The following is a 12,070-nucleotide window of genomic DNA, read 5'->3' as shown; positions in this document are numbered from 1 at the left end:
CTTACGCCGACCGCGGCGGCGGCACGAGGTAAACGTTCCCCGCCGCACGCGCGATGACTGACTCAGAGACGCTCCCGAGCAACAGCCGCCGAAGCCGGCTCCGGCCACGCGAGCCAAGCAGGATCGTCGTCGCGTCGAACTCGTCTTCGGCCGCGATGATCTCGTCGGCCGGATCGCCCTGCCGAACGTCGATCTCCGTCTCGATGTCCCACTCCTCGAGTTGGGCTGCGAGTTCGTCCAGTCGTGCAGCCGGCTCGTCGGCTTCGTCCGCTGTCACGCCGGTATCTTTCGGTGATTCGACGTGGACCAGCGTCGCCGACTCGGCCGCATACCGCAGCGATGAGAACGCCTCGAACGCTCGTTCGGCGTTTTTGGAGAAGTCGGTCGCATAGAGCATACGCCGAAAGAGGTGCTCATGGCGGAGGTCGGGCTCGTCAGTCTCGCGCTCGATACGCGTAATGAGTAGTGGTACCACGGACGTCCGCGCGAGGTTCCGCGTCGTCGATCCGATGACGCGGTTCTCGAGCGGGCTCTTGCCACGCGAGCCGGCGATCGTCAGATCGGCTCCGACAGCGCCGGCAATCCCGTTGATGCGACGATGGGGCGTCCCACGGACGACGTGGGTTTCGACGGCGAACCCGGCGTTTTCCATCACCGACTGATACCGATTGAGTGCGCGCTGGCGACGGCCTTCGAGGTCCATGCCTGGCATCCCTGCATGGATGTTCGAGGGGACGACAGTGACGAGATGGATCGTCTCGATGCCGATTCGCTCGAGACACTCGTGGCAGGTTTCGTTTTCGATCGCCGCTTCGCTGGCTGCCGAGAGATCGGTCGTGTAGAGTGCTCGCATGTCCCGAACGGATGCGATCGCTATATAAGATTGTTTGTATAGTTCAGAACCAGTGAACATCAGTCGGCACGATTCGGTTCGATAGCAGCGGGTGATCCCTACTGATTGTCTTTGGGTACTGTATTTCTCTAGCGCGATAAAATCCGCGCGCGATCGATTGAGGCGTTTAATTACGGTCGTTCAGCGAGGAGTTTCGGACGGCCATATTGCTATAACTTACGCATATATTTCGGTTGGATAGCCGTGTGATCAGTTGCAGTAATATTGTGCCGCATATCCAAAACTGTTAATACTGCCATCCGATTAGAGACAGTTGTAGAGAAAGCCATGATCCGTACACAACTGCATATAATGGGTGGTGAGACGCGATGATCGGTGGGGGAAGCCTGACCGCATCGGTAGACGCTGGCATGCTCATCGGGGCTGTGCTCCTTGAGGCCATTATCCTGTATATCGGCTACGGCGCAGCGGAACAGCTACTCGGAGAACCAGTGGTCAATCGCATTAAGAACAACTAACAATGGAAATACTTGGAATGAGCCTGGCACTGATCGTACTGTTCGTCGGGTTCGGTCTGCTCATCGGGATCCTGTTCGGATTCTTCGGGATGGGCGGATCGTTCCTCGTGACGCCCGCACTGCTGGTGATGGGCTACGACGCGAACGTTGCGGTCGGGTCCGGTCTTGCGTTCGTCTTCGGGACCTCCGTGATCGCGACGCTGAAACACCGTGACCTCGGGCAGGTCGACTACAAGCTCGGTATCCTGATGATCGCTGGCACCACTGCCGGCATCGAGGTCGGGAAGATCGGCCTCGAGTACCTCCAGCACATCGGGCTGGCCGGCTCCGTGGTTAGCGTCGCGTACGTGCTGTTGCTGGGTGGGATCGGTGTCTTCGTCACCTACGAAGCGATGAAAGGCAGCGGTGGCGGCATCGACCACGACGTCGACGAGGACGCCGATCTCGAGGACGAAGATATCCCCGAGATCGCCCAGAAGATCCAGTCGTACAACGTGCCACCGATGATCTCGATCCGCGGTGGGTTCAAAGTGTCGCTGTGGATGGTGCTGGCTGTGGCGTTCGCGACGGGGGTGCTGTCGGGCTTCCTCGGCGTCGGTGGCGGCTTCATCCGTATGCCCGCGCTGTTCTACCTGATCGGCGTGCCCGTCCCGGTCGCAGTCGGGACCGACCTGTTCGAGATCGTCTTCTCGGGCGGGATCGGGAGCTTCCTCTACGCCCAGTCCGGTGCCGTCGAACTCGGCATCGTCGTCCCGCTGCTGGCTGGCAGCGCACTCGGTGCCCGCGTCGGCGCAGCCGCGACCAACCTCGTCAACGAAGACGACATCAAGGTCTACTTCGGGGTTATGCTGTTGCTCGGCGCGATCGCCGTCGCAGTGCGAGAGATTGGCGGCGTCCTCGAGATGCCGGTGCTCGACGTGGTGAGCCTGGTGATCATCCTCGGGGCAGCGCTGCTGGTCAGCGGCGCTGTCGTCTACAGCAGCATCACCATGCTCCGTGAGGGCACGGACGTGTCGCCGTCGACTGCTGACTAGGCAGTCGCAGGATTGTACGATTTCTACACAAGTCTTTTAACCGCGCGGTCTGTATCTAGGAGTGATTCCAATGCCGGATTCGATGTCCGAACAACTTCAGCAAGACATGCAGTGTGAAGGGCTCCTCGAGTGCTTCCACGGCCTCAAGCAACTCGATAAGGAGTGCTTCCGGGCGCTCGTCGCTGCCGATGAGCCGATGACCGTCGATGAAATCGCCGACGCCGTCGACCGCGAGCGCTCGACCGCCTACCGGGCCGTCCAGCGGCTGCTCCAGACGGGATTCATCCAGAAAGATCAGGTCAACTACGATCAGGGCGGGTACTACCACGTGTACTTCCCGACCGATCCGTCGAAGCTCGCCGACAGCATGCAGCGGATGTTAAACGACTGGTACGCCAAGATGGGCCAGCTCATCCAGGAGTTCGAGGATAAATACGAGCAGGCCCAGGCCGACGCGACCCCGATCGAAAGCTAGTCTTCCGGTCAGGGTTCCGATCGAGTACCATATTGGGCGGCGACGACGCGTCGCACCGAGACTCGTATCCGGGTTCGATACTGCGGTGCTGGCGTGGGGCCACTTGCAGGTCTTTCTCGAACCGTCTTCTCGTCTTTTCTACCTGTTTCGACTGCTAGCGGAAAATATATCCTCGAGCTATGACGTCCTGTTTCCGCTGAACCGCGCGTAACTGCGTTTGATCGGCTGTGAGCGGCCATTTCGGTGTGCCTTCGCCGACTCGAAACGCCGTAGATCTCGCCGACTCGGTTAGGGGGATACGGGTGCCGCGTGTATCGAGTTGCAAGGCGACTGCATCGTCTTCGCCACCCGCGCTATGAGCACACCAGAACCTACCAGCGACGTCGAACAGTTCCTCACGAACGTCTCCGAGTTTCGGTACCGCGAGGTGATGATGGTCGCCGCGACGCTCGCCGTCATCGTCGCGTCGATCGTCTTCTTCCCGGGGCTCGAGCACATTGGAAAAGGCGTTCAGTCCGATCTCTCGGTCGAATTGCTTGCCCTGTTCGTCGCGGTCGCGATCGTCGCTGGCGTCGTCAAAGGGATGATCGGCTTTGGCTACTCGCTGATCACGACGCCGATCTTTGCGTCGGTCATCGACCCGACGTTCGCCGTCGTCGTCCTCGCGATTCCGCCATGGATGCTCAATATGTTCCAGATCGGTGAAACCGATACGGGGCGAACGTTCGTCCGCGAGGAGTGGCCGCTACTGGCGCTTGCCGTCGTTGGAAGCGTCATCGGGGTTGCAGCGCTTGCGGCGTTCAGCGCCGGTCCGATCGTTCCCTTCGTGATCGGCCTCGTCATCCTCGGCTACGTCGTCTTTCAGGTCGTCCAGAACTTCGTCACCGTCGAGGAGGCCCACCACCCGATCGCGCTCGGCAGTGCTGGCTTCCTCGAGGGCTTCCTGCTCGCGATCGCGAATCTCGGCCCGCTGCTGCCGGCGTACTTCCATACCTTCGAGCGAGACACCGAACGATACATCGGCGGCCTCTCGATGGTGCTTGGAACGATCTTCACCGTCCGGATCGTCCAGATGGCCCTGTTTACCGACCTCCTGACGACCTATCGCCTCTGGCTCGGCTCGGTGATCGCGGTCGTCACCATCGTTGGCCTGCTAGTTGGGACGTATCTCCGGCGACTCGAGATCGACGAGCAGCGGTTCAACTGGTTCGTCGTCGGACTCCTGTTCGTCATCTCGCTCAATATCTTCCGGAACTCCGTGCCGGCGCTGTTCTTCTAGCTCACTTCGTCAGTGAGACGAGGATGAGCACCATTCCACTCGAGACGATGGCCGCCTGCACGAGGGCGGCAGACACGATCGTCGTCCGAAACACGAGGTAGATCAACCCCTCACAGATCGCCCCGGCACCGATAAACACGAAGCCTGCGGCGACGTATAGCATCGGCGTTTGGCCGTTTCGCCGGTAGCCGTGATACGCCAGATACGCGACGACGAGGCTCAACACGAGCGTAATCAGTTTGGCGATGACGAACGAGGCTTCCATCAGTCGTCACCTCGGAGATCGTCCCAGAGCGACGTGAAATTGTCAGCGAGTTCGTCGCGCGTCTCGAGCGTCAGCGACAGTTCGCCGTCGGTGAGATCGACGTGAAGTCCCTCGAGTGCCGTTTCGAACTCGCTTCGATGGGCTCCGTTCGAGTCGACTGTGTTTCGTTCTTCGAGGAGCTCGAGGTCCTGAAGCGTCGAGACGCGTCGATAGACGGTCGTGAGAGAGGCATCACACTCCTCGCTTAGGGCCTTCGCGGTCATCGGACCTTGATCGGCCGCGACGAGTATCTTCCGTGCGTATTCGTCCGCGAGGATCCGGAATATCTCCGACGAGTTCGGGGAGCCACCGTGCTGCACAGGACACACCCGGACGTTCTATGCCAAATAGGCCACGGTTTGCTGGTTCAGCAAATCGCCGCGGCTGTCTTGAAGCCACTCGGTGTCGATGTAGGATAGCGTCACAATCACGGAACCATGACGGATTCCTCCTTGCATGTAAACCCGCGATCGGACTGTACGGCCAACACGATCCGAGCGCTGTCCTCTTCGAAGACGGGACGCCCGTGTTCGGCGTCGAAGAGGAACGATACACGCGGGACAAACACGCCACTGAGACCTTCCCCGACCGTGCGATTCAAGCCTGCCTCGACTATCGCGAGCTGGAGGTCACGGATCTCGAGCGCATCCTCCTTCCTTACGATCCGACACTCCGCAGCGAGATCACCTCCCACTACCTGACCGACGCGATTCGAGCGCCCGGACTCGGCCGAAAACTCTCCGCACTGGAACGAACGCTCGTCACCCAGATTCGAAGCCGATTCGTGCCGACGCGACAGATCGAATCCCGTCTCGAGTCGTTCGGAACACCGCTGCCGCCGATCGAAACGATCCCACATCACCGCTGTCACGCCGCGAGTGCGTTCCACCCCTCGGGCTTCGACGAGGGGATCGTCCTGACGGTCGACGCAAAGGGCGAGTACGACGCGACGGTCGTCTGGTACGCCGACAGCACCGGGCTGCAGCGCGTGCGCACGTACGAACACCCCAACAGTCTCGGCCTCTTCTTCGCGGCCGTGACGGAGTTCCTCGGCTATCGCATGTTCAACGGCGAAGGGAAGGTAATGGGACTTGCGCCGTACGGAGACGACAACCCTGAGATCGAATCCGCCCTCCGGAGCCTGATCGACACGGGCGTCGACTACGACGTCACCGACCTGACGAAGCGATGGGGACCGGTCACGGCGTCGAGACACTCGAGAACGCCTTCGGCCGACCGCGAAAGGAGTCGCCCGAGTCGTTCGACCAGTGGGAGAAAGACCTCGCGTACACGGCTCAGAAACTGCTCGAGGAGACCGTCGTCGACATCGCGGAGTCGACGGTCGAGCGCTTCGACACCACTAACGTCGCACTCGCCGGCGGGGTCGCGCTCAACTGCAAATTAAACCAACGCGTCCGGGAATCACCGGTCGTCGACGACGTCTTCGTCCAGCCCGTCGCTCACGACGCCGGCCTCGCACTCGGTGCTGGCTGGTCACGACAGCGGCCGGCGGATATCGACCGCCAGACCGACGTCTACCTCGGCCCCGAGTACGCAACCGACGAGATTCGGTCGACCCTCGAGACGAACAAAATCGAGTACGCGGAACCGGACGACCTCGAGCGGTACGTCGCCGAACGGCTCGCAGACGGCGACCTCGTCGGCTGGTTCCAGGGCCGGATGGAGATGGGGCCCCGGGCGCTCGGTGCCAGGAGCATCCTCGCCGATCCCCGGACTGCCGCGTCCCGCGACCGGGTCAACCGGTTCGTCAAACACCGCGAGGAGTGGCGCCCGTTCGCGCCGTCGCTGCTCGAGTCGGCCGCCGAGGAATACCTCGTCGATGGCGGGCCGACACCGTTCATGATCGACGCCGACGACGTCCGCTCGGCGAAAACCGACGATCTCGAGGCCGTCTTGCACCCCGCTGACGACTCGACGCGGCCACAGACCGTCCGCGAGGACCAGCACCCGCGCTATCACCGACTCATCTCGGAGTTCGCCGACATTACTGGCGTACCGGTCGTCCTCAACACCTCGTTCAACGACCACGCAGAGCCGATCGTCCGGACGCCGACGCAGGCGATCAAGGACTTCTACGGGATGGGGCTGGACGTCCTCGTCCTCGAGGACCTCGTCGTCGAAAAAGACGTCTCGGCGGAAAAGACACCCGTCGAACGGCTCACAGCCACGAGCTAAGCTCGGCCCGGGGAATCACACGCTCGTTTCGGGCGGCTGACGAGCGCTCTGACCGGCCGTGAATCGAGGTGTGCTGGTCGAATCATCGGTGTGGACTCGAGTCAGCGACACAGCCGATATTGTGCTATGGATAAACTACTACTTGCCTGCATTCGACAAAACTCCGTTATTCCGCCGCGTGCGTCTCGAGCAGGTCGACGACCGTCTCCGCACTCTGGAAGCCGTCGTCGAGACGCGCGACCTCCTCGCCGTCTCGCAGGACGACGAGCGTCGGCACGCTGCGAATATCGTATTCGTCGGCGACGTCCGGGACGAGGCCGGCATTCACCGTCGCGACGGCACCGGGCGCGCTGCGAGCGACCGCGCTGAGTACCGGTTCCATCGACGCACAGATTCCACAGCCGGACGTGACGAACTCGAGCAACACGAGATCGTGTGTCTCGAGCAACTCGTCGTAGTCGGCAGCACTGTCCAGCTGGACGGGTTTCTGGGGGCCGCTTCCATCGCCGATCGGATCCGAAGGCGCTGTTTCAGTCATTACCGAAACAACGGGTCACCAGCACTTGAGTGTTTTGTACACTCCATACAATATTGAAGTGGCCAAACCGTGGTCATCGTTCGGGTTGCCCGTGCTAGGTTCGCTCGATATCTGTGTGTGGCCGCGTCCCCGACCGGCGTTATTTCTCGTCGGCCGTTGAACGAGTGAGAGACTGATGACTGATACCACCGACGACGAGTCCACGCAGGCCGAACCGGGACGAGAGGTCGGTCAGGATCTCTCGGAGTTGAACACGGTTCTCGGCCACGCCTATCGCGGTGAAATCTCCCGGGAGACGACCTGGCGGTCGCGGCTCGATCAGACGACGACGTGGAGTGTCACGGTGATGGCTGCGATCCTCACGTGGGCGTTCTCGAGTCCCGACAACCCTCACTATATCGTCCTCGTTGGCGTGCTGGCCGTCGGCATGTTCCTCCTGATCGAAGCGCGGCGGTATCGTGACTACGACGTCTACTGGGCTCGCGTGCGACTCCTCCAGCAGAACTTCCTCGCGACGACGCTGGACCCGTCCCAACGCGGCGAACACGGCGACTGGCGAACCGAACTCGGCGACGACTACCGGTGACCGACGCTGAAGAGCACGCTACTCGAGGCGCTTGCGAACCGGCTGCGTCGCATCTACTTCGCACTGTTGACCGTGCTCTGTCTCGCGTGGCTCTTTCGCGTCACCGCCTTCGCGCCGGGCGAGAGCCGTCTCGATGCCGCGGCCATCGCGTCCGTCCCTGGCGCTGTCGTCGCAGGACTCGTCGGAACGTTCTACGCCGGCGTTCTCGTGCTCGCGTTCTGGCCACGCGAGCGCGAGGCGAAAGAGGAGTTTCGCGAGACCGAAGCCGGCGACTGGAAGGAGTCCAAGTGAGCGCCGGCGATCACGTGGCGCAGGTCGGACACGTGCGTTTGTGGCGGGTGTAGATCAGCCCCGCCAGCAGCGCCACGGAGACGACGCCGAGCAGCGGCCGAAGCGGATCGAAGTAGGTCATGAGCGCGGACGAACTAAAGAGCGCGAGCAGGAAGACGTTACAGATCGGACAGCCGACGGCCAGAAAGCCACCGACCAGCCCGCCCATCGCCCACCGATCCTCGCTGCTCGTGCTCCCGTCTTCGCCCTCGAGTCCGGCCTGGGGAACGTCGGTCGCCACCCGCTGTGCGGTGTAGACGCCCGCCAGTAGCGCGGTCAGCGTCAGAAACAGGTAATCGACTGGCGTCCGCGGGACCATCCGGACGTACAGCGGGTTCGGGATGAGGCCGGTGACGAGTCCGAACAGCGCGAAGACGCCGATCCCGGCTGCGATCCCCCAGGCGATCGCTCGTCGATCCGAGCGGATCTGTCGGCCGAACCGGCGTCCCGTCATTGCGTCGCCTCCGTCGTGAACGCACAGCGTTCGGGATGGCCCGCTCGGCCCAGGAAGAACAGCAACAGCACGAGGCCGCCGACGCGAAGCAGTGCGCCGTCGTACGGGAGCGCTGCCAACCCGCCGGCAAATCCGAGAAAGCCGAGAAGCCCAGCGCCGCAACTCGCACAGCCCGACGCGAGGAGTCCCGGCACCACGCCGGAGAGATCGGTGAGACTCGAGATGCCGACGACCCGCAGTTGCGCGACGGCGTTGACGACTGCGACGCCCGAGAGCAGGGCATAGAGGACGATAACCCCGAGCCCGGTCCAGCCGTCGGTCCGGTAGACCGTCTCCGTAAGCGAGACGACGACGTACTCGAACCAGTAGAGCCCGTCGCCGAGCATCTGGAGCGAGAACTCGGGCATCGTACTCAAGATCAGTAGCACGTAGGTCGCGAGTGTCACGAACACCAGCCCGATCGTCCCCCGCCACGTCTCGAACGGGTACGAGAGCGCTTCGGAGAGGTTCGTCAGGTACCTCCTGATCGAGTCGTGCGTGAACATCTAGATAAACCGATGCAGGGGTGATTGAAATGTCCCACTCCGATTTGCTGACTCAGCAAATTCTGTGCCCGGTTATTCAGACAATAATGACGGCCCCGACGCGGCACCGCCTGGGTAATGGTATCCGAACGCGATTCGGACGACGGCTCGTCTCGCCGACGACTACTGGCCTCACTCGGTGCTGGCGCTGTATCGACGACGCTCGCGGGCTGTGCGGACGTACTTCCGGACGGCGTCGCCGGCGGGGACGAAACTGGTGCCGTCAAGGGCGACATGGCCACCGGTCCCACGAACTGGCCAGCCATCGAGACAGGTGAGATCCTCTCCGACTTCGAGACGCTCGAGGAGTGGACCGCCCGAACCGGCGAACTCTCGGCCGCCCCCGACGAGGCGCGACTCGGATCACAGGCGGCGGTCGTCGAGAGCGACGCGGGAACGGCCGGCATGGAGCTCCGCTTCCCGGACGGACTCGATCTCGAGGGCTGGGACGTCTCGATGGCGGTCAAGCCGGCGTCCGCCGATCGCATCATCGTCGAGTTCCTCGCGCCGACGCGGCGCGAGCGCCTCTCGAGCATTCGCGTGGTGCCGGATGGGTACGACGGCTGGTTCCGAATGGACTGTGGCTATCAGCAAAAACCCGGTGCAGAGCCGGCCCTCTCGAACGTCACCGGCATCAATATCATCGCGGACGGGTCCGAGGGTGGGCCGAGCAAACTGCTGGTCGACGACCTTCGGCGAACCGAATCGGCAAGCAACGGCGCGGTGGTCCTCGCGTTCCACGGCGGCCACGACTCGCACTACGAAATCGCCGCCGAGCTGCTCGCGGAGCGCGACTGGAACGCGGCGGTTCCGGTTACCCCCGAAAAGATCGGCGACAGCGGTCGCATGGGACTAGACGAACTCCGAGAGCTCAGCGACCGCGGCTGGGACGTCTGTTCGCTCCCAGCGGTGTCGACACCCCTGCCGGACCAGCCCGCAGACCGGCAGCGATCGGTCCTCGAGACCGCTCGCGACGAACTCGCGAGCGACGGCTTCGAGGACGGGGCGCGCCACCTGTTCGTTCCCGACGGGCGAATGGACGCGACGACCTACGACGTCGCCAGGGACGTCCACGAGTCGACGTTCCTCTACAGCGCCGGGACGACCAGCGTACCACCGACCGAGATGCACATGATCCCGTTCATCTGGGGGCCCGCGCTTCACACCGGCGTTCGACGTCATCTCAATATCTCCGACCAGTACGACCTGCTCACCGTGTTGCGGATTCCGCGGATCGTCGACGCGGAAGACGTGGGCGTCAACGAGAACAGGATGTCGCTCGACGACTTCGGACTGTTGCTCGATCACATCGAACACCGCGACCTCGACGTCGTCACACCCTCCGATCTCGTCGACGGGACGCTGGACCTCGACGGCGACGAACCGCCAGTCGGAACGCGGCCGAGCGGGACCGTTCTCGAGGCGGGCCAGTCTCACACGTTCGAGGGAACCGGCTCGGGCGAGTCGCCGACGTTCGACCTCGACGACGGCGTCGTCGTCGCAACCGTCTCCCACGACGGCGAAGAGATCGCCGTCGACGTGACGAAACCCAGCGGTCTCGGACGGAACGAGAACCTGCTGACCACGTCCGGGAACGCGACCGGCGAATCGATCATGGCCGTCGACGACGACACCTACAGGCTCGAGGTCGACGCCGACGGCGCGTGGTCGATCGACCTCTTCCAGCCCGCAGTCCACGCGGACGACCTCGAGAACCTCCCCATCGAGGCGTCCGGCACGGGCTCAGCGTTCGTCGGCCCACTGTGGACGGATCGCGACGTCAGGGTCGTCGCGACACACGACGGCGACGGGACGTTCATCGTCGACGGCTCCGGTGCGGACGGCAGTCGTGAGGTCCTCGTCCATCGCACCGGTGAGTTCTCGAACTCGCGGTCGTACAAGGCCGGCGGCCCCGTCTGGCTCAACGTCGAGGCAGACGGTGATTGGACGCTCGAGATCGTCGACTCGTAACCCGTTAGCGCCGACTCGAGGGCCACCATCATCACCCGTCCGCCGTCGCCGTGGCTCTGATCGCGGCCGCGGATGACACCTGATTTGCTGGCTCAGCAAATCGCCGGTTCCATTACGGTTCGACGATGAGAATCGACGCGAGTACAAACCATGTCGCTCGATCAGCCGTCCCGCCGCGCTCTCGTGACCGGTCTCGTTGGTGTCCTCGGTGGCGGCACTTACTTTCTCACGCGTTCCGGTGACACCGCGACGCAGGAGCAGGTTTCGTCGTTTCACTCGAGCGACGAGACGTCGGCGTTCGGCATCGACCTCACCGGGAAGCCGATCATGGGCTCGTCCGACGCCCCAATCCAGATCTACTACTGGACGGACTTCCAGTGTCCGTTCTGTGAGCAGTTCGAACGGGAGACGCTTCCCGAGCTCGTGCCCGAATACGTCGAGTCCGGCGACGTTCGCATCGTGTTCATCTCGCTGCCGTACTTCGGCGAGGACTCGATGACCGCCGCGGTCGCCGGCAAGTGCGTGTGGGACCAGGTCCGCGACGCCGAGCCGTCGGCGTACTGGAACTGGCACACGGCGATCTTCGAGGAACAAGGCGAGAAGAATTCGGGATGGGCCTCGAGCGAGAACCTCCTCGAGTACACCCGTTCGGTCGACGGCGTCGATGTCGATGCGCTCGAGACCTGTCTCGACGAGCGTCGATCGACGCTCGAAACCCAGGTCGATGCGGACGCCGAGCAAGCGCGTTCGAACGGGATTTCGGGGACGCCGACGTTCGCCATCATCGATCGTGACTCCGGGTCGTTCGAAACGCTCGTCGGTGCCCAGCCGAAAACGCGGTTCGACGAGGCGATCGAGCGGGTTCAAAACGAGTGAGACGGACCCCTGTCAGTGGGTCCATCTGAGCCGTGTCGTCGAGCGGACCGCGTTTTTCCGCTCGAGCAGTGC

12 protein-coding genes and 2 pseudogenes are annotated in these 12,070 nt (G+C 62.9%); 8 read left to right on the top strand and 6 right to left on the bottom strand.

Features of this window, described 5'->3' with window-relative positions; all coding sequences use genetic code 11:
• Position 1: 1 nt before the first annotated feature.
• Positions 2–853: a universal stress protein gene (locus tag C476_RS10275; protein WP_008012558.1), complete on the bottom strand. Its 852-nt coding sequence runs from the start codon at positions 851–853 to the stop codon at positions 2–4.
• Positions 854–1,221: 368 nt separating this feature from the next.
• Between C476_RS10275 and C476_RS18955 the strand changes: the two genes are divergently transcribed.
• The 4 genes from C476_RS18955 (at position 1,222) to C476_RS10260 (ending at position 4,159) form a co-directional block, all read left to right on the top strand.
• Positions 1,222–1,371 carry a DUF7512 family protein gene (locus C476_RS18955; RefSeq protein WP_008012556.1) on the top strand — a complete coding sequence of 50 codons (150 nt, stop codon included), beginning with the start codon at positions 1,222–1,224 and terminating at the stop codon, positions 1,369–1,371.
• A 2-nt stretch (positions 1,372–1,373) separates the two neighbouring features.
• Positions 1,374–2,405: a sulfite exporter TauE/SafE family protein gene (locus tag C476_RS10270; protein WP_049911719.1), complete on the top strand. Its 1,032-nt coding sequence runs from the start codon at positions 1,374–1,376 to the stop codon at positions 2,403–2,405.
• Between the two features lie 70 nt (positions 2,406–2,475).
• Positions 2,476–2,880, top strand: a complete 405-nt coding sequence (locus tag C476_RS10265) for a helix-turn-helix domain-containing protein (protein WP_008012552.1) — start codon at positions 2,476–2,478, stop codon at positions 2,878–2,880.
• 355 nt (positions 2,881–3,235) lie between these two features.
• Positions 3,236–4,159 (top strand): sulfite exporter TauE/SafE family protein, encoded by a 924-nt coding sequence (locus C476_RS10260; RefSeq protein ID WP_008012549.1) that lies wholly within the window; start codon positions 3,236–3,238, stop codon positions 4,157–4,159.
• A gap of 1 nt (position 4,160) precedes the next feature.
• On the opposite strand, the gene C476_RS10255 is transcribed toward C476_RS10260, so the two are convergent.
• The gene (locus tag C476_RS10255) at positions 4,161–4,424 is read right to left on the bottom strand and encodes a DUF7521 family protein (protein WP_008012547.1); all 264 of its coding nucleotides are present in this window, start codon (positions 4,422–4,424) and stop codon (positions 4,161–4,163) included.
• The gene (locus tag C476_RS10250; protein ID WP_008012545.1) at positions 4,424–4,783 is read right to left on the bottom strand and encodes a winged helix-turn-helix domain-containing protein; all 360 of its coding nucleotides are present in this window, start codon (positions 4,781–4,783) and stop codon (positions 4,424–4,426) included. The genes C476_RS10255 and C476_RS10250 overlap by 1 nt, the downstream gene beginning before the upstream one ends.
• Before the next feature lie 95 nt (positions 4,784–4,878).
• Here C476_RS10250 and C476_RS10245 point away from each other — a divergent pair.
• Positions 4,879–6,659: pseudogene (locus C476_RS10245) on the top strand (carbamoyltransferase family protein).
• Between the two features lie 166 nt (positions 6,660–6,825).
• Here C476_RS10245 and C476_RS10240 read toward each other — a convergent pair.
• A complete protein-coding gene (locus tag C476_RS10240; protein ID WP_008012543.1) occupies positions 6,826–7,197 on the bottom strand; it encodes a thioredoxin family protein in 372 nt (123 codons plus the stop codon).
• Between the two features lie 175 nt (positions 7,198–7,372).
• Between C476_RS10240 and C476_RS10235 the strand changes: the two are divergent.
• Positions 7,373–8,074 (top strand): annotated as a pseudogene (locus tag C476_RS10235) (DUF2270 domain-containing protein).
• Between the two features lie 10 nt (positions 8,075–8,084).
• On the opposite strand, the gene C476_RS10230 reads toward C476_RS10235, so the two are convergent.
• The gene (locus tag C476_RS10230; protein ID WP_008012542.1) at positions 8,085–8,567 is read right to left on the bottom strand and encodes a hypothetical protein; all 483 of its coding nucleotides are present in this window, start codon (positions 8,565–8,567) and stop codon (positions 8,085–8,087) included.
• Complete coding sequence (locus C476_RS10225) at positions 8,564–9,112, bottom strand: hypothetical protein (RefSeq protein WP_008012540.1); 549 nt, start codon at positions 9,110–9,112, stop codon at positions 8,564–8,566. Before C476_RS10225 ends, C476_RS10230 begins: the two co-directional genes overlap by 4 nt.
• A gap of 117 nt (positions 9,113–9,229) precedes the next feature.
• Between C476_RS10225 and C476_RS10220 the strand changes: the two genes are divergently transcribed.
• Positions 9,230–11,122: a polysaccharide deacetylase family protein gene (locus C476_RS10220; protein WP_008012537.1), complete on the top strand. Its 1,893-nt coding sequence runs from the start codon at positions 9,230–9,232 to the stop codon at positions 11,120–11,122.
• A gap of 150 nt (positions 11,123–11,272) precedes the next feature.
• Positions 11,273–11,998 carry a DsbA family protein gene (locus C476_RS10215; protein WP_008012536.1) on the top strand — a complete coding sequence of 242 codons (726 nt, stop codon included), beginning with the start codon at positions 11,273–11,275 and terminating at the stop codon, positions 11,996–11,998.
• Positions 11,999–12,070 lie beyond the last annotated feature (72 nt).

The sequence above is a fragment of the Natrinema limicola JCM 13563 genome, assembly GCF_000337475.1.
GTDB lineage: Archaea > Halobacteriota > Halobacteria > Halobacteriales > Natrialbaceae > Natrinema > Natrinema limicola.
Note: the sequence above shows the minus strand (reverse complement) of the source record. Positions and strands in the feature narration are given on the sequence as shown.